The organism is Pseudarthrobacter sp. O4 (genome assembly GCF_050157025.1).
Lineage (GTDB): Bacteria > Actinomycetota > Actinomycetes > Actinomycetales > Micrococcaceae > Arthrobacter.
This window is the reverse complement of the sequence record NZ_CP189591.1, coordinates 4,171,590-4,189,299: the sequence shown is the minus strand read 5'-3', so window position 1 is coordinate 4,189,299 and position 17,710 is coordinate 4,171,590. Positions and strand designations below refer to the sequence as shown.

Annotated in this window: 16 protein-coding genes; 5 read left to right on the top strand and 11 right to left on the bottom strand. The window is 65.9% G+C overall.

The features are described 5' to 3' along the window. Positions 1–60: 60 nt before the first annotated feature. The 11 genes from recN to ACQCSU_RS19325 form a co-directional block, all read right to left on the bottom strand. Positions 61–1,800 carry a DNA repair protein RecN gene (gene recN / locus ACQCSU_RS19375; protein ID WP_426976902.1) on the bottom strand — a complete coding sequence of 580 codons (1,740 nt, stop codon included), beginning with the start codon at positions 1,798–1,800 and terminating at the stop codon, positions 61–63. A 3-nt stretch (positions 1,801–1,803) separates the two neighbouring features. After that, positions 1,804–2,829: an NAD kinase gene (locus ACQCSU_RS19370; protein WP_426976901.1), complete on the bottom strand. Its 1,026-nt coding sequence runs from the start codon at positions 2,827–2,829 to the stop codon at positions 1,804–1,806. A gap of 13 nt (positions 2,830–2,842) precedes the next feature. Further along, a complete protein-coding gene (locus ACQCSU_RS19365) occupies positions 2,843–3,664 on the bottom strand; it encodes a TlyA family RNA methyltransferase (RefSeq protein ID WP_426976900.1) in 822 nt (273 codons plus the stop codon). Further along, positions 3,661–4,005: a hypothetical protein gene (locus tag ACQCSU_RS19360; RefSeq protein ID WP_426976899.1), complete on the bottom strand. Its 345-nt coding sequence runs from the start codon at positions 4,003–4,005 to the stop codon at positions 3,661–3,663. Before ACQCSU_RS19360 ends, ACQCSU_RS19365 begins: the two co-directional genes overlap by 4 nt. 9 nt (positions 4,006–4,014) lie before the next feature. Next, positions 4,015–5,004 carry an HAD-IIA family hydrolase gene (locus ACQCSU_RS19355; RefSeq protein ID WP_426976898.1) on the bottom strand — a complete coding sequence of 330 codons (990 nt, stop codon included), beginning with the start codon at positions 5,002–5,004 and terminating at the stop codon, positions 4,015–4,017. A gap of 6 nt (positions 5,005–5,010) precedes the next feature. Further along, positions 5,011–6,948, bottom strand: a complete 1,938-nt coding sequence (locus ACQCSU_RS19350) for a hypothetical protein (RefSeq protein ID WP_426976897.1) — start codon at positions 6,946–6,948, stop codon at positions 5,011–5,013. Positions 6,949–7,484: 536 nt separating this feature from the next. Next, positions 7,485–8,621 (bottom strand): N-acetylglucosamine-6-phosphate deacetylase, encoded by a 1,137-nt coding sequence (gene nagA, locus ACQCSU_RS19345; RefSeq protein WP_426976896.1) that lies wholly within the window; start codon positions 8,619–8,621, stop codon positions 7,485–7,487. Between the two features lie 38 nt (positions 8,622–8,659). Continuing rightward, positions 8,660–9,382 carry a glucosamine-6-phosphate deaminase gene (nagB, locus tag ACQCSU_RS19340; protein WP_426976895.1) on the bottom strand — a complete coding sequence of 241 codons (723 nt, stop codon included), beginning with the start codon at positions 9,380–9,382 and terminating at the stop codon, positions 8,660–8,662. Positions 9,383–9,464: 82 nt separating this feature from the next. Beyond that, positions 9,465–10,391: a carbohydrate ABC transporter permease gene (locus ACQCSU_RS19335; protein WP_426976894.1), complete on the bottom strand. Its 927-nt coding sequence runs from the start codon at positions 10,389–10,391 to the stop codon at positions 9,465–9,467. Further along, positions 10,391–11,350: a carbohydrate ABC transporter permease gene (locus ACQCSU_RS19330; RefSeq protein WP_426976893.1), complete on the bottom strand. Its 960-nt coding sequence runs from the start codon at positions 11,348–11,350 to the stop codon at positions 10,391–10,393. Before ACQCSU_RS19330 ends, ACQCSU_RS19335 begins: the two co-directional genes overlap by 1 nt. A gap of 107 nt (positions 11,351–11,457) precedes the next feature. Continuing rightward, positions 11,458–12,702 carry an extracellular solute-binding protein gene (locus ACQCSU_RS19325; RefSeq protein ID WP_426976892.1) on the bottom strand — a complete coding sequence of 415 codons (1,245 nt, stop codon included), beginning with the start codon at positions 12,700–12,702 and terminating at the stop codon, positions 11,458–11,460. A gap of 424 nt (positions 12,703–13,126) precedes the next feature. Between ACQCSU_RS19325 and ACQCSU_RS19320 the strand changes: the two genes are divergently transcribed. Genes ACQCSU_RS19320 through ACQCSU_RS19300 form a run of 5 tightly spaced genes read left to right on the top strand, consistent with a single transcriptional unit; the run spans position 13,127 to position 17,626 of the window. Next, positions 13,127–14,044, top strand: a complete 918-nt coding sequence (locus ACQCSU_RS19320) for an SIS domain-containing protein (RefSeq protein WP_426976890.1) — start codon at positions 13,127–13,129, stop codon at positions 14,042–14,044. A gap of 3 nt (positions 14,045–14,047) precedes the next feature. Beyond that, positions 14,048–15,013 carry an ROK family protein gene (locus tag ACQCSU_RS19315; RefSeq protein ID WP_426976889.1) on the top strand — a complete coding sequence of 322 codons (966 nt, stop codon included), beginning with the start codon at positions 14,048–14,050 and terminating at the stop codon, positions 15,011–15,013. Next, positions 15,010–15,999 carry a 1-phosphofructokinase family hexose kinase gene (locus ACQCSU_RS19310; RefSeq protein ID WP_426976887.1) on the top strand — a complete coding sequence of 330 codons (990 nt, stop codon included), beginning with the start codon at positions 15,010–15,012 and terminating at the stop codon, positions 15,997–15,999. The genes ACQCSU_RS19315 and ACQCSU_RS19310 overlap by 4 nt, the downstream gene beginning before the upstream one ends. Beyond that, positions 15,996–16,844 carry a class II fructose-bisphosphate aldolase gene (locus ACQCSU_RS19305; protein WP_426976886.1) on the top strand — a complete coding sequence of 283 codons (849 nt, stop codon included), beginning with the start codon at positions 15,996–15,998 and terminating at the stop codon, positions 16,842–16,844. The genes ACQCSU_RS19310 and ACQCSU_RS19305 overlap by 4 nt, the downstream gene beginning before the upstream one ends. Further along, positions 16,841–17,626, top strand: a complete 786-nt coding sequence (locus ACQCSU_RS19300; protein ID WP_426976885.1) for a DeoR/GlpR family DNA-binding transcription regulator — start codon at positions 16,841–16,843, stop codon at positions 17,624–17,626. The genes ACQCSU_RS19305 and ACQCSU_RS19300 overlap by 4 nt, the downstream gene beginning before the upstream one ends. The last annotated feature ends 84 nt before the right edge of the window (positions 17,627–17,710 follow it).

Here is a 17,710-nt window from a genome sequence, read left to right as displayed (position 1 = left end):
TGATTGTCATCCCAGCCGTCTGCTTGTAGTTTGCTGGTCGTTTGCTGGTCGTGAGAGTTGTCAGGCCTGCTGCGGCAGGAGCCTGGCGTCGTCCAGCAGCTCCTGGGCATGCGCCTGGGCGGATTCCGAGTCCTCCTGGCCGGCCAGCATCCGGGCCAGCTCCCGGACGCGCTCCGCGGCATCGAGCAGCCGGACGTCGCTGGAGGTGAAGCCGGTTGCCGTTGCCCCGTCAGCGCCCCGCACGGAGGTCTTCGTGACCCGGATGTGCTGGTCCGCGAAGGCAGCCACCTGCGGCAGGTGCGTGACCACGAGGACCTGGACGTGCCGGGCCAGCATCGCCAGCCGCCGGCCGATCTCGACGGCGGCCCGGCCGCCGACGCCGGCGTCGACCTCGTCAAAGACGAACGTCGGGACCGGATCCACCGCGGCGAGCACCACTTCGATGGCGAGCATCACACGCGAAAGCTCGCCGCCGGAGGCACCCTTGCCCAGCGGGCGGGCAGGTGCGCCGGAGTGCGGCTGGAGCAGGAAGGAGATGTCGTCGGCGCCGAACGGGCCCAGCTGCTCGCCGGGGTCGACGTTGATGACGAGGGTCGCGTCGGCCATGGCCAGCGCTTTCAGTTCCGCACTGACCCGGGCGGAGAGCTCCTTGGCGGACTTCTTGCGCGCCTTGCTGATGGCGGCCGCCAGCTTCCGGAGCCCGGCCTCGGTGCGGGTGACGTCGGCGTCCAGCGCTTCGATCCGGGTCGAGTCGTCCTGCAGCTCCTCGTGGCGGGCCCGGGACTCCTCGGCCCAGACCAGCACCTCATCGATGCTCGGCGCGTACTTGCGCACGAGTCTTGCCAGAGCCGCCCGCCGGTCCTCGATCTCGGCGAGCCGTTCCGGGCCCTCCGTGTCGAGGGACGCCTGGTAGCTGGCAAGTTCGGTGGCAATGTCGTTGAGCAGGAAGCCGACCTCGGCCAGCCGTGCCGCCGCGGATCCCAGCTCCTCATCGTGTTCGGCCACGTGCTCCAGGGTGCGCTTGGCGGCATCCACCAGGGCGGTGGCGTCGCTGCCTTCGCCGAAGTCTTCGGCGATGAGTGCCTGGTGCGCCGTCGTGGCCGCGATCCGGAGTTCCTCGACGTTGGCAAGCTTGACGGCCTCGGCCTTGAGCGAATCGTCCTCCCCCGGCTGCGGGTCCACGGCATCGATCTCGCCGAGGGCCGCCTCCAGCGATTCCGCCTCGCGCAGGCGTTCCCGGGCGGCGCTGCGGAGCGAGTCCAGTTCGGCCTGGATGGTCTTCCAGTGCCCGTGCAGGTCCTGGTAGGCGGCCAGGGTCCCGGCGAGGCTCTCCCCCGCAAACTTGTCCAGGGCGCCGCGTTGCGCCACCGGGCTCTTGAGCCGGATCTGCTCGGACTGGCCATGGACCACCACGAGGGTTTCGCCGATCTCGGCGAGCACCCCCACAGGCGCTACCCGGCCGCCGAGGTACGCCCGGCTCCGGCCGTCGGCGCCAACGCTGCGCGCCAGCAGCAGCTCGGCGCCGCCGTCGAATTCCTCGACGTCCGCCCCGGCTTCACGGGCCCGTGCCACCGCGGCGTGTCCGGCGTCGAGTTTCACAATCGCCTCCGCGGAGGCGCTCTTCGCGCCGCTGCGCACGGCGCCGGCGTCGGACCGGGCGCCCAGCAGCAGCCCGACGGCGGTCACCACCATGGTCTTGCCGGCACCTGTTTCACCCGTCACGACGCTCAGCCCCGGTCCGAGGGGCAGCGTCGCGTCGGTGATGACGCCGAGGTCGCGGATTCTCAGTTCTTCAAGCATGGGTCACTTCGCAGTCGAGGGATCTGTTGTTTCGCCGGGCCCGGCGTGCCGGGGTGTGGGCAGCGGGGGCATGGGCCTCGGGGTACGGATGACCGGTATCGGCCCGGTGTGGATGGCCGCGGCCTGCGGCATGGGGCCGCGCCAGCCTTGGATGGGGAGCTCGAACTTGCGGACCAGCCGTCCGGAGAAGGGGGTCTGGTGGGTGCGCGCCAGCCGCACGGGCGTGGCGGAGCGGGTGACTTCCACGCGGGCGCCGGGCGGCAGGTCCACCGAACGGCGGCCATCGCACCAGAGCACCCCCTGGGCACCCGTCCGGTTCAGGATCTCGACGGCAAGCCTCGAGCGAGGAGACACCACCAGCGGCTTGGCGAAAAGCGCGTGGGCGCTGATCGGCACGATCACTAGGGCTTCGACCTCGGGCCACACCACGGGGCCGCCGGCGGAGAAGGCGTAGGCCGTGGAGCCGGTGGGAGTGGCCAGGACGACGCCGTCGCAGCCAAACGAGGTGAGGGGACGCTCGTCGACTTCGGTGACCACTTCGAGCATCCGTTCCCGGTTGCCTTTCTCGATCGCCGCCTCGTTGAGGGCCCAAGTGTGCCAGATTTTCTGCCCGCGGACCCAGACCTGCACGTCGATGGTCATCCGCTCTTCCACGGTGTATTCCCGGCTGGCGATCCATTCGACCGTCTGCGCCAGGTCCGCCCGCTCACTTTCGGCCAGGAACCCGACGTGCCCGAGGTTGACGCCCAACAGCGGCACGTCCACCTCACGCACCAGTTCCGCCGCACGCAGGATCGTTCCGTCCCCTCCGAGGACCATGACGAGTTCGACGTCGGGCAGCTGCACGTGGTCGTGCAGGACCTCGACGGGGTGGTCCAGGCGGCCGAAGAACCGGACCATGTCGCCGAGCTCGGACTTCTGCATCACTGGAACAATGCCGGAAGCGTGGAGCTGGGCACACGCTTCCCAGGCAGCCTTGAGGGATTCCTCGCGGCCGGTGTGGGCAAGGATGAGGACACGCCTGCTCATCGGGTTCCGCCTTCTAGTGCTGCTGCTGCTTTGGCCAGATCGTTCCCAGTAACGCAGCAACGGCTGCGTCCCGCTCCTCGATCTTAGGCAGGTCTGTCCGGATCCCGCGCTTTATCCACAGGAAGTATTCGACGTTTCCGTCCTGGCCGGGCAGCGGGCTGCTGGCCAGGCCCTGCAGTTCCAGGCCCGCATCCATCGCGGCGGCGGCAACTTTGCCCACGGCCAGGCGGCGCTCCCGGTCGGAGGTCACGACGCCGGTGCGGCCCAGCCGGTCCTTGCCGATCTCGAACTGCGGTTTGACCATCAGGACGAGGTCTCCGCCGGGCTCGGTGCAGGCGGCCAGGGGCGCAACCACCAGGGTCAGGGAGATGAAGGACAGGTCCGCCACTGTCAGGGAGACGGGCCCGCCGATCTCGGCCGGCGTCATGTAGCGGACGTTGAGGCCCTCATGCACGGAGACCCGCGGGTCGCTCCGGATCTGCGGGACCAGCTGGTCATGGCCGACGTCGACAGCCACGACGTGGTCCGCGCCGCGGCGGAGCAGCACCTCGGTGAATCCGCCGGTGGAGGCACCGGCGTCGAGGCAGCGCTTGCCCGCCACCGCAACGGCGGGGAAGGCGTCCAGCGCGCCGGCCAGCTTGTGCCCTGCCCGGCTGACGTAGTTGTCCTCGTCGGTGGCCGCGACGTCCAGGTGCGTATCGTCGTTCACCTGGAGGGAGGCTTTGGCCAGCACTTCGCCGCCGGAGCTGACCTTGCCCTCGGCGATGAGCCGTGCGGCATGGGTTCGGGACCTCGCCAGCCCGCGGCCGACGAGGGCCTGGTCAAGCCTGCTCATGATGCGGTATCCCCTGCCGTGTTGATGGGTCCTGATACGTCCTCGTTCAACGCCTCCAACAGATCGTCATGCAGGCCTGCGAAGACTTCGCCGTGGACGGCGACGGGCAGCCCGGGCAGTGTGCCGAGCCGTTCGAGCAGGGCGTCCACATACGGGTCCTGGGCGGCTGCCCCGGCCGGAAGGGACGGCCAGTCCACCCGGGTTTCCAGCATCTCCGGGTCCGTCGCAGTGGCTGTGTCCGTGGCTGTGTCCGTGTCTGTGTCCGTGTCTGTGGCTGTGTCCGCGTCCAGGGTTGGCTCGTTTGCAGCTTCCGTCTCAAGTGCAGGGTTCAGCTCGGTCATGCATCCACTCTAGTGATCCAGCCACTCGAGAACCGGCGACAGGGGACTGAGGGTCTCAGGGTTGGCGGCCCACCATGCGGAACACGCGGCACGCCAGGCATTGAGATCGTCGGGATCTCCGCTGACGTGGACTGTCTGTCCGTCCACGACGGCGGAGGCGGCGCCGCAGCCGTACCGTCCGGCGTCGTGCTCCACCGCCGGGTAGGGGCGATAGAGGTCCGTGAGGTCGTTGATGAGGAACCCGGGCCGTTCGAGGGTGCGTGCGGCGAGGATGGACTCCCGCGTGTCGACGCCGGTCAGCACGGCCACCGTGGCGAATCCGGCGTTGTTGCCGCCGAGGATGTCGGTGTCGAGCCGGTCGCCGACGACGAGGGGCCGGTCGGCGGCCAGGCGCTTGGCGGCCGCGTGGAAGAGGGGTGCCTCCGGTTTGCCGGCAACGAGCGGCTTTTGCCCGGTTGCCGCGGTCACCGCGGCGACCAGCGTGCCGTTGCCCGGGGCGATGCCCCGGGCCTGGGGAATGGACATGTCCGTATTGGTGGCCACCCACAGGGCGCCGCCGGCGACGACATACGAGGCCTCCGCGAGGTCCTTCCAGCCGAGGTCGGGGTGGAATCCCTGCACCACCGCAACAGGTTCCTCCGTTGCGCTCCGGACCGGGACCAGCCCCACAAGTTCAATTTCTCGGGCCAGGGCGTCTCCGCCGGTGATCAGCACGCGGGCGCCGCGAGGCAGCAGCGAAGCCAGCAGCTCCCCTGCGGCCTGCGAGGAGCTGACCACCTGATGGTCCTCCGCCGGCGCCCCGAGCTCGCGCAGGTGCTGGGCTACCTGTGCAGGCGTCCGGGACGCGTTGTTGGTGACGTAGCCCAGCCCGACGCCGATTCCGGCGAGCCTGCGGAGGGACTCCACGGCTCCCGGGATGGCGTGGGGTCCTGCGTAGACCACGCCATCCAGATCAGCGAGCAGCGCGTCGAACGTAGAGATCAGGTCCTTGCCGTCCATCCGCGTCTAGTCCTCGGTGCGGTCCGGTTGCCCGGAGTCCGTTGCGTGATCCGCGTCGACGTCGTCGTCGGAGTCTGTTGCATCCTCGGACTCGTCCCCGGCCAGAACTTCTGAGCGGTCCAGGGCGTCCTTTTCCACAGAGTCTTCATCGGACTCGGCGTCGTCGGATTCGAAGAAGTCGGACTCGACGTCGTCGGAGCCTTCCTCCAGAGCGGTGAGTCCGGCCTCCGCTGCGGGCGTTTCCGTGATGCCGGCCACTGCTGCGGCCGTGGCAGCACGGGGGGCCGCCTCTTCCGCGGCCGAGGCAGATTCCTGCTGGGCAGCCTGTTGGGTGAGGAGCCGGCGCTGCTGCTCTTCTTCGCGCGCTTCCTCTTCCTCGTCCCAGCCGAGGTCGATGATGTCCGGATCCTCTGAGACGTCGAGGCCGAGCGCGTTCTCGGCGACGACGGCCTGGCGCTGCCATTTCTCGGATTCGGCCGTGCGGCCCACTGCTGCCAGGGCATCGGCGTAGGCACGGAAGAGGCGGGGGCTGTAGGAGAAGGCCCGGTTGATATCGAGCTGTGCGATCTCCAATTCGGAGACGGCGGCGTCGAGCTGACCCAGGTCGGTACGGGCGCCGGCAGCCACAATGGCCAGTTCCGCCTTGCCGGGCGCGTCGAGATCCTTGGCTTCGTCCGAGCGTGCCATGTCCAGGGCACGGTCCGGGCGGCCGAGACCACGTTCGCAGTCCGCCATGACGGGCAGGTGCATGTTGGAGCCGCTGATCCGCCGGTAGGTGCGGAATTCGCGCAGGGCCTCGCCGTAGTGCCCGGCGGCGTAGGCAGTCAGGCCGACGGCTTCACGGACTGCCGCGAGGCGTCCGCCGCGGCGGCTGGCCGCGAGGGCATGCTGGAAAGCGAGTTCGGGTTCTTCGTCAATGAGGCGGCCGGCCATGACCAAGTGGCGTGCAACCCACTCGGCGCTGTTGTCTTCCAGGGTCTTGATCTGGTGCTGCGTAGCGCGGTCCAGTTCCTTGCCGGTGACGTCTTCGTCGATCTGGGGTGAACGCTCACGGTCGGGGCGATTGGCGCTGCGAAGGTCCCGTGCATTGGGTACACGGACCGGGCGGTCCTCGGCACGGTCGCGGCCGAACTGGCGCGGGCCCGAGTCACCGCCGCGGTCGAAGCTGCGGGCCGGACGGTCATCTCGGTCAAAACTGCGGGCCGGACGGTCATCACGGCTGCCGAACGGCTTCCGGTTGTCACCACCGCTGAAAGGCTTACGATCGCGATCTCCGTCACCGAAACTGCGACGCTCTCCGCCACCTTCACGTGGGGCACGATCACCGTACGGCTTACGGTCGCGATCGCCACCACCGCTGAACGGCTTACGATCCCCGTCGCGAACAGGACGGTCACCATAGGGCTTACGATCGCCACCACCGCTGTAGGGCGGCTTACGATCACGATCGCCACCACTGAAGCTGCGACGCTCTCCCCCGCCTTCACGCGGGCCACGGTCACCGAAAGGCTTGCGGTCACCGAAAGGCTTGCGGTCACGATCGCCACCTCCGCTGAACGGCTTACGATCACTTCCGCTGAACGGCTTACGATCGCCACCACCGCTGTAGGGGGGCTTACGATCACGATCGCCACCACCGCTGTAGGGCGGCTTACGATCACGATCGCCACCACCGCTGTAGCTGCGACGCTCTCCCCCGCCTTCACGCGGGCCGCGGTCACCGAAAGGCTTACGATCACGATCCCCACCACCGCTGTAGGGAGGCTTTCGATCACGATCGTTGGAGGAGGGGCGGGAGCCCTCGGAGCCACGGTCGTCCCTGGCTCGGAATCCTCGGGGGTCGCCACCGGCATTGTTTGTTCCGCGGAACCCGCCACCGCCTGTGTTTCGTCCGCCGCCGAAGTTGCCGCGGTCTTTGCCGCCGCCGTCGTTGTGCTCAGCCATGCTGGATTCCTCCTGTTATGAGCTGACCACTGGCGCAATCGCAGCCGCTCTGTTCCGTGTTTCGTTCACTACGCAACCCGAAATCAAGCGCTTCGAAGTCCGTACATCTCATCCAATTCTAGGCGAGTACGCAGTGACCGGCTAACGGCACTGGCCATTAGAGCCCTCCCGGTGGCAAGTGTCACAGGCCAGGTTCCAGACCGTGCCTTCCGAGGGGTCGCTGACGGCCGGCTAGTCCCACGAGCGCGGCCGTCTCGGCTTCGAACTTGGCCTTGCGGTGATTATCGGCGGCCTGAAGCCCGGCTGCATTGACCGGACTGCGGGCTGCTCGGGCGCACAGGAGCCTGCCAAGGAAACCGATGCGGCCGGCTGGCGAGGTCCTGCATCCCGTGTTCGCCCTGTTCTCAGTATCGGGCTGCCCGGCGCGGCCGTCGTGACGGCCGATAACAGCGCACGTATGTCGGGTAGATCGGGTGGGAATCGGTTCCGCGTCGCGCTGGGTGAGGTCAGAGTCGACAAAGGATGAGGCCCCGATTTTAGAAGCCGCTGGATGAGGGGTGGGAGATCCATTGTCCGGCGCGCATGACTGCGACGACGGTGAGGTCGGGATCGAGTGCGAGGAGGTCGGCGCGTTTGCCGGGTTGCAGCAGGCCGACGTCTGTCAGTCCCAGCATGTTGGCGGGGTGCTGGGTCAGTGCTTTGAGGGCTTCGGTGAGCGGGACGCCGGCGGTCTGAACGGCGTACCGGAGTGCTGCGTCCAGGGTGAGCGTGCTGCCGGCGATGCTGCCGTTGCTCGTCAGGCGGGCTTGCCCGTCGTGGACGTCAACGTCCAGGTGCCCGAGCCTATAGCGGCCTTCGGGGGCTGCGGCCGCTGCCATGGCGTCGGTCACGAGGACTGCGCTCGCCGGGCTGTTGAAGATTGTCCGGATCATCGCGGGGTGGAGGTGGACGCCGTCGGCTATCAGTTCGACGAACGCTTCCTGGTCTTCCAGTAACGCTATGGCCGGTCCGGGCTGCCGGTGGTGGATGGGCCGCATCCCATTGAAGATGTGGGTTCCCGCGGTGGCCCCGGCACGGATGGCTGCCTGGGTTTGCTCGTAGGAGGCGTCCGTGTGTCCGATTGCAACGATGGCTCCGTGGTCCAGGATCTGGCGTAGGGCATCGAGGCCCCCTTCCAGTTCGGGAGCAAGGGTCACCATGCGCACGGTTCCGGCGCCTGCCTGCAGGAGCTGTTTGATTTCGTGTGGGTCCGGGGTGCGCAGCAGTTCCGGCGCGTGCGCTCCTTGGTGTGAACGGCTGAGCCAGGGCCCTTCGAGATGGATGCCGGCCAGTACGCCGTTGCGGACTTTTGGCGCAAGGGCCCGGACGTGTTCTTCGAGTTGATCCAGAGGCGCGGTAACCAAGCTTGCCATGATCGAGGTAGTTCCGTGGCGCAGATGGGTTTCAGCTATTCCGTTTGCAGCGTCCGGGTCCGTGTCATTGAAGCTGAACCCTCCGCCTCCGTGCACGTGGGCGTCTATGAATCCCGGAACGAGGGCCGTTTCCAGCCTGATGTCGGGTTCGCGGGCCGGCTTCCCCCGGCCGATGGCCTGGATGAGTGTCCCGGATATTTCGATCCACGCGGGCTCCAGCCATTGGCCGGCGCTGAAAATGCGTGCTGCTTCGATGATCATGACGTCATGCTTTCGTTCGTTGGCCCAGCTGCGGCGTGTCAGTTGCGCTGCAGTTTACTTGCGGCTGCCTCGTCGAGGATGACGGTGACGTGGGGGTGGAGTTGGATCATGGATGCCGGGAACTGCTCGGTGACGGGCCCTTCGATGGCCCGCGCCGCGGCCTCGGCTTTGCGCTGGCCGTGGGCGATCAGCAGCAGGTGCCGTGCTTCGGAGATGGTGCCCAGGCCTTGGGTGATGGCGTGGATGGGAACGTCCTCCAGCGAGTCAAAGAACCGGGCGTTGTCTGTTCGTGTGCTGTCCGCCAGTTCAACCACTCGGGTCCGGGAGGTAAATGAGGACGGTGGTTCGTTGAAGGCCAGGTGTCCGTTGGAACCGATGCCGAGGATCTGGATGTCGATGCCGCCGGCGGTGCGGATGCGGGCTTCAAAGTCTGAAGCCTCCAGGGCGGCGTCCTGCGCCTGTCCGTCCGGGGTGTGGATGAGGGAGGGGGTTAGACCGAGCCGGTCGATGACTTCGCGGTGGATGACCTGGGCGTAGCTGTGCTTGTGCGTGGAGCCCAGTCCGAGGTATTCATCGAGGGAGAATCCGCGCACGTTCCGCACATCGAGATTCTCCCGGGCGAGTGCCTCGTACAAGGGCAGGGGTGAGGAGCCGGTGGCCAACCCCAGGACTGCATCGGGCTTTTCCCTGATCAGTGCGGCAACGATCCGGGCGGCGCGGACACCGGCTTGGGCGGAGGTGCCGGTCTTGATGATTTTCACGTGAGTTTCGTTGTTCCTGTCGTGGAACCGGGGAGGTTCCCGGCGTCGGATGGCTTGGAATGTCGTGGCGTTCTGCCGGTGTTCACTTCACGCTGCCGGCGGTCAGTCCCCCGATCAGTCGTTTTTCGATCAGCATGAACAGGATCACCACGGGCACGACGGCGACGATTGAGACACCGAAGACGTACTGCCATGCGGAGTCATACTGTCCAACGAATTTGGTCAGGGCGACGGAGAGCGGCTGGTTTCCGGCAGTCTGCAGGATCACGAGGCTGGCCGCGAACTCGTTCCAGCAGGAGACGAAAGTGAAGATGATGGCGGTGACGATGCCCGGCCACACGAGGGGGAGGTTTATTTTGAACAGGACACTGAATCTGCCGGCGCCGTCAATCTGCGCCGCCTCATCGACTTCCTTCGGCACACCGGCGAAGAAGCTGTGCATGATCCATACCGCGAAGGAGAGATTGAAGGCGGCATTGATAAGGATCATTGCGAGCCAGGTGTCGGCAATGTTCAGGGCGAGCATCTCCCGAAACAGGCCTGCGGTCAGTACTGCCGGTTGCAGCATCTGCGTCACGATCACCAGGAACATGAAGACCATTTTTCCCGGGAACTTGAACCTGGCCGTGTAGTACGCGGCGGGGGTGGCGACCAGCAGCACCAGGATGGTGGCGCAGGAGGCGATGATGATGGTGGAGATCAGGTTTTGCGGCAGTGGTGTCTCCGGCGTTGACCACATGGTGGCGTAGTTGTCGAAGCGGGGCGTCGCCGGCAGGTATTCGGGGGGGACGCCCAGGATCTCCGGGCGGCTCTTCAGTGACCCGATGGCCATGATCACGTAGGGAGAAATGAAGATCAGCGCGATGATTAGGCCGGCCACCATGCGCAGAGCGACACGAGGGCCGCTGGCCTGGTCGCTGCCATAGCGCGTCTTGCGCGGTGCGGTGCTGACGACGGCGGGACCTGCCGGCGTCGTGCCGGCCATGGGCGGGAGCGTCGAATGTGCCATTAGTCCACTTCCTTCATGGGTTTGACGATCTTGACGTAGGCGGCCACGATCACCAGGACAATGGCGAAGTTGACAACGCTCATGGCGCTGGCAACATCCAGCCGCTGGTCGACCTGGATCCACTTGAACATGCGGGTGATCAGGGTGTCGGCGTCGTATCCGGGTAGGGAGCCGGTAATGAGTTTCAGGATCGCGAGGTTGTTGAAGACGTTGATGATATTGATCAGTACCGCCACGGCGAGGCTGTCGCGAAGCTGCGGCAGGATCACACTGAAGTAAGTGCGGGCTGGGCTGGCGCCGTCCATTTTTGCGGCCTCCAGTACCTCCCCGGGTACGCCCTGCAGGCCGGCGAGGATGGTGTAGGAGGTGAAAGGCAGGGAGACAAAGACTGCGGTCAGGATCGCTACGATGAAAGCCGAGGGCATGCTTTTCGTAAAGCCGAAGGGGACATCTATCAGGTGCAGGTCCACCATGAATTTATTGATGATGCCGTAGAAGGGGTCCAGGCCGTAAACGAACACGGTAGTGGTCATGACCACGCTGGCCGCCCAGGGCACAATCACAGCCATCCGGACCAGGGTCCGCCCGGGGAAGGGCTTGTTGAGGAATTGTGCCAGCGCCAGGGACAGCACCACGGTAATGATGACCACTGCGGCAACCCACACCACGGTGTTGGTTAGGATGCGGGGCAGGGCAGGGTCGGCGAAGACCAACGTAAAGTTCTTCAGCCCCGCGGAGCCGGTGTCCGTCCCGTAGCTGCTGATCGAGCGGAACGCGTTGTAGATCATGTAGGCGGCGGGGAAAAGGACGATGCCGAAAATCAGCACCAGGCAGGGGGCGATCCAGGGCAGCGCCTTCCAGATGCTGTCCCGGCCACGGCCGGCCTTGGGGCGCCGGGGCGCAGCAGGCCCGGCTGCGGGGGTGTCTGGGGTATCGCCCTTGGCGACTGTTGTACTCATGGGAGATTCTCCGGGGTCTCAGCGGGTCTGTACGGGGATGGCCGGCGGTGACATGTTCGTCAGTCACCGGCCATCCCCTGGGGGTCTAGGAAGCGGCGTCTGGGGGTCTAGGAAGCGGCGTCGGCCTTGGCCTGGATGTCCTTCAGCACTGAAGCCGGGTCTGTGCCCTGCGCGATCTGACCAATCAGTGACTTCACCGCGCCCTGTGTTGCGGTCCAGGCCTTATTGGTGGACGGGTAGAACCTGGCGTTGGGCAGCAGGTCAAGGAAGGGTTTTGTATCCGGGTTGGATGAGAGGTTGTCGGCGCCTGACTTGGTGGTGGGCAGGAACCCTTCAGCTGAGACCCACTTGGCATAAACGTCGGTCGAGTAGAAGTTGTCCAGGAACTTCTTGATCGCCTCCTGCTTCTTCCCGTCGTTCTTGAAGGCCATCAAGTGGTCAGCGACGCCGAGGGTGAAAGGCGATCCGTCTTTGGTGGGGATTGGGGCCACACCGTATTGCAGGGCCGGATTCTTTTCCTTGATCTGGCCCACCGTCGGTGGCAGGGCCTCGATCATGCCCAGCTGGCCTTGGATGAAGACGTTGATCAGCGGGGTGCGGTTGGTGGCGCCGGCGTTGGCCTGCGTGACCTTCTCATCCACCAGTTTCTTCATGAAATTGGCGCCCTCGAGGTTCTGCGGAGTGTCCACGGTGATTTTCTCGGCGTCGCCGTAGCCGCCGCCGGCACCATAGAACCAGATCCCGGTTTCGCCCTGCGCCTCCTCAGAACCGAGCGGGAGCCCGTACCCGGGGGTGCCGGCCGCGGTGATCTTCTGCGCAGCCGCTTCCAGCTCATCCCAGGTCTTCGGCGGCGCGGAGATTCCGGCTTTGGCGAAGAGGTCCTTGTTGTAAAAGAGAGCGCGCGCGGAAGCGATCAGTGGCATGCCGTACTGGGTACCGGCTACGGAGGCGTTTTTCACGAATGTGTCCTGGAAGTCCTTCGCCGTGGACTCCGAGAGAACGTCCTTCGCCGGGTACAGCAGCTGGTCCTTGGCGAAGCCGGCGAAAGCATCGATGTTAAGGATATCCGGGGCCTGTTTTCCCTGGATCTTGGTTCTCACGACATCGTTGATGTTGTCCCAGGACTGGACTTCAAGGTTCACCTTGATGGTCGGGTTGTTGGCTTCGAAGTCCTTGATGATGCCTTCCCAGCGGCCCTTGGTGCCGTCGGAATAGCTCGGGACCAAAAGGTTGATGGTGTTTTCGGCGGCGCCGGCGTTGCCGCCGCCGGATCCGCCGAACCCGCAGGCGGAGAGCAGCATGCTGGCTGCCGCGATTGAGGCGAGTGCGCCGGTGCGCAAGGGCTTCTTCATGGTCTTCCTTTACTTTCAACGGACGTCACCCGCCTCCGCCGCGGGCTTGAAGCAGGAAAGCCTACGCAAGCTGAGAAGCAGTTGTGACGATATGTGATGTGAGCGCCAAGATTACAATCATTTGCAATCATGCTGCCCGTTGATTGTCTCGTGATCCAGCCCTCAGGTCAACCCTTTTTGCAGCGGAAGCCTTCTCCTCGGGTGAACGTCGATAGCACCTCCCCGCTCAGGACCGGGCAATTTCCGGTCATTTTTTGCACGGCCAGGATCCAAAGACGTCATTAGCTTGTTAGTGATGTTTACATGGTCAATGCAATCAGCAATAATCATCCTGTTGGGTGAGTTTGAACGGCGCCGCCTGCTGCATGCGTTCATGTTCCCTGATGACCTGTATCTGATCCCTCTCCAGAAGGAGCCTGTCCTCATGACTGAGCCGCATCTCGTCCGTCCCCTGATTGGTGCCCACATGGAAGCCGAACTGTCTTCCCAGCCCGAGGTCTGGGCGCGGGCTTCCGAGCAGGCCCGTTCCGAAGCCCGCCGCCTGCTGCCCGCTGACGGGCAGAAGATCGCCGTCATCGGTTGCGGCACGTCCTGGTTCATGGCCCAGTCCTATGCGGCCCTGAGGGAATCGGGAGGCCGTGGGGTGACGGACGCCTTCGCGGCGTCCGAGGCCTTTGTCAACCGCGGCTATGACGCGGTCGTTGCGATCACGCGCTCCGGGACGACGACCGAGGTCCTTGAAGTCCTGGACCGGCTGCAGGGTACAATCCCGACCGTGGCTCTCGTCGGTGACACCGGCTCGCCCATCACGGGAGTCGCCGGCTCCGTTGTCGGCCTGCCGTACGCGGATGAAAAGTCTGTCGTGCAGACCCGGTTCGCCACCACAGCGCTGGTTTACCTGCAGACCGCGCTGGGCTTCCCGGTGGATTCGGCCATCACCGATGCAGGTGCTGCCGTGCTGGAACCGGTAGCCCCGGAGCTTATCGACGCTGAACAGTTCACCTTCCTGGGCCGCGGCTGGACCGTCGGTCTGGCCCACGAGGCAGCCCTGAAGATGCGCGAAGCCTCCCAGTCCTGGACCGAGTCCTACCCCGCGATGGAATACCGGCACGGGCCTATCTCCATCGCCGCCCCCAACCGCGTCACCTGGCTCTTCGGAGAGGAGCCGCAAGGCTTGGCCTCGGACATGGCAGGCACCGGGGGGTTGTACATCCACCGCGACACGGCACCGCTTGCCGAGCTTGTGCGGGCCCAGAAAGTTGCCCTGGAACGTGCCCGCGCCCGCGGCCTGGATCCCGATCAGCCGCGGAACCTGAGCCGATCCGTCATTCTGGATGCCTAGCCAATGAATGATGACGGCGGACGTTTCGGCGCCGAAACCCGGCCGGCAGTGCTGGCCTTCGATGTCGGCGGAACTGATATGAAGGCAGGCATCGTCCTGCCCTCCGGGCGCATCATCGGCCTGCAGCGGCTGCCCACCCCCAAGCACCCGGAAGGCACGGGAGGAGCCGTGATTCAAAAGATCGCGGAACTGGCGGCGGACTTCCGGGAGCGGTATGCGAACTTTCCCTTCAGCGCTGCCGGACTCATCGTCCCCGGCCTGGTCGATGAAGTAACGGGCACAGGCATTCTCTCAGCGAACCTGGGGTGGAAAGACTTCCCCTTCGCTGCACGGGCACAGGCCGCACTCGGACTCCCTGTTGCCTTCGGGCATGACGTCGGGGCAGCGGGGGAAGCCGAGTTCCGGTTCGGGGCAGCCCGGGGCACGGCCGACGCGGTCGTCTTGGTGATCGGAACCGGCATCGCCGGGGCAGTATTCAGCGACGGCAGGCGCCTGACCGGCGGCGGATACGCCGGCGAACTCGGTCACGCCCCGGTACCGGATCCCGACCGGCCAGGCTCAACGACCATTCTCGAAGCCGTGGGCTCGGCCGGAGCCGTTGCTGCCCGTTACACCGCCGCCACCGGTCGCAGCGTGGCCGGCGGCGCCCAGCAGGTTCTGGCCCTCGCCTCAGCCGGAGATCCGGACGCAGGCCGGGTCTGGAACGAGGCCATCGACGCGCTTGCATTCAGCATCGTCCACTGCGTTTCGATCCTGGGGTCCCAGACGATCGTCATCGGCGGCGGTCTCTCCCAGGCCGGCGAGGCGCTGCTCGGTCCCCTGCGGACCCGCGTGGAGGAACTGCTGACCATCCACCGGCGCCCCCTGATCGTTCCCGCGACGCTGGGCCAAAACGCCGGACTGATCGGCTCCGCACTCAAAGCCCGTGAACTCCTGGACACCATCGAATCTGACATCGAGGCCCTATGAACTCCCCGTCAACAGCCCCAGGGCGCCTCATCGTCACGGTCACGCCCAACCCCGCAGTGGACATGACCTACCACGTCAATGGCATCCACCCGGGCCGGACGCACCGCGTCTCCCCACCACTGGAGCGGGCAGGAGGCAAAGGACTCAACGTCGCACGCGTCGCCCACCAAATGGGCCACCCCGTCCTCGCTGTGGCACCGGTGGGAGGCACCACCGCAACCGTGTTCCGCACCGAGTTGGAGGCCAGCGGCATGCCCCACAGGCTCATCCCGGTTACCGCAACTACCCGTCGAAGCATCGCTTTCGTCGACGCCGCACGGGAGTTAACCACCATATTCAACGAACACGGACGCCCACTGGGGGCTTCCGAGTGGCAGGCTCTGACCGCCGCCGTCGCACAGGCCCTGGACAGGAACCCGGACGGCGGCGCACCGCGCTGCGGGGTTCTCGTCGGATCCGGCAGCCTCCCCGCACACGCCCCCGACGATTTCTATCCGGAACTAGTCACGCTCGCGCACAGGCATGACCTGCCCGCGGTCATCGACACCTCCGGCCGGGGAATGCTGGACGCGGCACGGGCAGGAGCGGACCTCCTCAAGCCGAACCACGAGGAACTGATGGACGCCACGGGCCAGAGCGACCTGCCCCGGGCAGCGCGCCATCTCCTGGACCTGGGGGCACGGATGGTTCTCGTCAGCGCGGGCGCCGACGGCATGTACGCCTTCACGGACCAAGCCCCGGGCAGCCATTGGAAAGCGCGGCTGCCCCAGCCCCTGACCGGCAACCCCACAGGTGCCGGCGATGCGGCCGTCGCCGCTGCCGCTGTTGCCCTTGCCTCGGGCGAGAGAGATCCGGAGAAAATCCTGCGCGCGGCCACCGCCTGGTCGGCGGCCGCCGTGCTCATGCCGGCCGCCGGCGAAATTTCACCGCGCCACGCCGAACTGGCACAGGACCTGATCATCACCCAGGAGGAGAACACGCCATGACCCTTGCACCCACAGCAGAACTCATGGGCAACGCGGTTGCCCGCGGCGTCGGGCAGGGCGCCTTCAACGTCATCCATCTGGAGACAGTGGAAGGCCTGATCGCGGGCGCAGAGAGGGCCCGCCTGCCGCTCATCCTGCAGATCTCCGAAAACTGCGCCAAATACCACGGCGGACTCGAACCGCTGGCCCTGGCGTCGCTGGCCCTGGCACGAACGGCGAGCGTGCCCGTCGCCCTTCACCTCGATCATGCAGAAAACGAGCAACTGGCCATGCAGGCCGTGGATCTGGGCTTCGGCTCCGTCATGTATGACGGAGCCCACCTCGATTACGGGGACAACATCGCGGCCACAGCGCGGGTCACGGAATATGCTCATGCCATGGGCGTATACGTGGAAGCGGAACTGGGCAAGGTCGGAGGCAAGGACGGAGCCCACGCACCCGGCGTGCGCACAGACCCGACGGAGGCCGCCGATTTCGTGGCCGCAACCGGAGTCGACGCCCTCGCCGTCGCCGTCGGCTCCTCCCACGCGATGACCGAACGCAGCGCCGCGCTCGATCTGGAACTGATCGCCCGCCTTCACCAGACACTGGATGTTCCCCTGGTGCTGCACGGATCCTCGGGGGTTGCCGACGAAGACATCGTCGCCGCGATTTCCGCCGGAATGACCAAGATCAACGTCTCCACCCACCTGAACGGGTTCTTCACCCGGGCCGTCCGCACCTGCCTCGACACCGATCCGGCCCTGGTCGACTCACGCAGATACTTCCGGGCAGGCAGGGACGCGCTCGTGCCCGAGGCGGCCAGACTGCTGACGCTCTTCACCACTCTGGAGCCAGACTCATGAACCGGACCGAGCGGCTTAACGCGATCCTGAACCTGCTTGCCGAAAGCGGACAGGTTGAAGTGGACGAAATCGTTGAAAAGCTGGCCGTGTCGCCGGCCACGGCCCGGCGTGATCTTGACGGCCTGGCATCCCAGAGACTGCTGTCCCGTACAAGAGGCGGAGCGGTCAAGGGCTCCGTGGCCTACGATCTGCCCGGCCGCTACAACCGCGATGACAATTCCCTGCAAAAACAGCTCATAGCCCAGGCCGCCAGCAGCCTCATCCCCTACGGCGCCGTGGTCGGCCTCTCCGGCGGCACCACCAACACCGCCATCGCCCAGGTGCTGTCCACCAGAGCGGACCTGAACGTTCCATCGAACCGGCCGGCACTGACCGTCGTGACCAACGCGATTAACATCGCAGCCCAGCTCGCCGTGCGCCCCAACATCAAAATCATGGTGACCGGCGGAATCGTCAACGCCCGCTCATACGAACTGGTGGGCCCCTTCGCGGACGCGACCCTTCAGAAAGTGGCGCTGGACCTCGCCTTCATCGGCGTCAACGGTGCGGACCCCATACTGGGACCCACCGTGAACGACGAAGGCGAAGCCACCGTCAACTCGCTCATGGCCCGGCGCGCGTCCGAGGCATACATGGTCGCGGACTCGTCCAAGATCGGCCAAAGATCCTTCGCCACCATGAGCGGATTCGTCTTCCGCAACCTCATCACCGATGCCGGCATCACCCCCGCCGACAAGGCCGCCTTTGAAGCCAGCGGCGTCAAAGTCATCATCGCCCGCTGACCGGACCCACGGACAACGACAGAACCCAGGTTTCGCGAAGGTCCGGCGGTGTCACCGTGGCTAGATCATTTACCGCTCTCAGAC

Bases quoted from the DNA above. Each gene is read 5' to 3' on its own strand.
- recN (WP_426976902.1), bottom strand. From the start codon at position 1,800: ATGCTTGAAGAACTGAGAATCCGCGACCTCGGCGTCATCACCGACGCG.
- ACQCSU_RS19370 (WP_426976901.1), bottom strand. From the start codon at position 2,829: ATGAGCAGGCGTGTCCTCATCCTTGCCCACACCGGCCGCGAGGAATCC.
- ACQCSU_RS19365 (WP_426976900.1), bottom strand. From the start codon at position 3,664: ATGAGCAGGCTTGACCAGGCCCTCGTCGGCCGCGGGCTGGCGAGGTCC.
- ACQCSU_RS19360 (WP_426976899.1), bottom strand. From the start codon at position 4,005: ATGACCGAGCTGAACCCTGCACTTGAGACGGAAGCTGCAAACGAGCCA.
- ACQCSU_RS19355 (WP_426976898.1), bottom strand. From the start codon at position 5,004: ATGGACGGCAAGGACCTGATCTCTACGTTCGACGCGCTGCTCGCTGAT.
- ACQCSU_RS19350 (WP_426976897.1), bottom strand. From the start codon at position 6,948: ATGGCTGAGCACAACGACGGCGGCGGCAAAGACCGCGGCAACTTCGGC.
- nagA (WP_426976896.1), bottom strand. From the start codon at position 8,621: ATGATCATCGAAGCAGCACGCATTTTCAGCGCCGGCCAATGGCTGGAG.
- ACQCSU_RS19335 (WP_426976894.1), bottom strand. From the start codon at position 10,391: ATGGCACATTCGACGCTCCCGCCCATGGCCGGCACGACGCCGGCAGGT.
- ACQCSU_RS19330 (WP_426976893.1), bottom strand. From the start codon at position 11,350: ATGAGTACAACAGTCGCCAAGGGCGATACCCCAGACACCCCCGCAGCC.
- ACQCSU_RS19325 (WP_426976892.1), bottom strand. From the start codon at position 12,702: ATGAAGAAGCCCTTGCGCACCGGCGCACTCGCCTCAATCGCGGCAGCC.
- ACQCSU_RS19320 (WP_426976890.1), top strand. From the start codon at position 13,127: ATGACTGAGCCGCATCTCGTCCGTCCCCTGATTGGTGCCCACATGGAA.
- ACQCSU_RS19315 (WP_426976889.1), top strand. From the start codon at position 14,048: ATGAATGATGACGGCGGACGTTTCGGCGCCGAAACCCGGCCGGCAGTG.
- ACQCSU_RS19310 (WP_426976887.1), top strand. From the start codon at position 15,010: ATGAACTCCCCGTCAACAGCCCCAGGGCGCCTCATCGTCACGGTCACG.
- ACQCSU_RS19305 (WP_426976886.1), top strand. From the start codon at position 15,996: ATGACCCTTGCACCCACAGCAGAACTCATGGGCAACGCGGTTGCCCGC.
- ACQCSU_RS19300 (WP_426976885.1), top strand. From the start codon at position 16,841: ATGAACCGGACCGAGCGGCTTAACGCGATCCTGAACCTGCTTGCCGAA.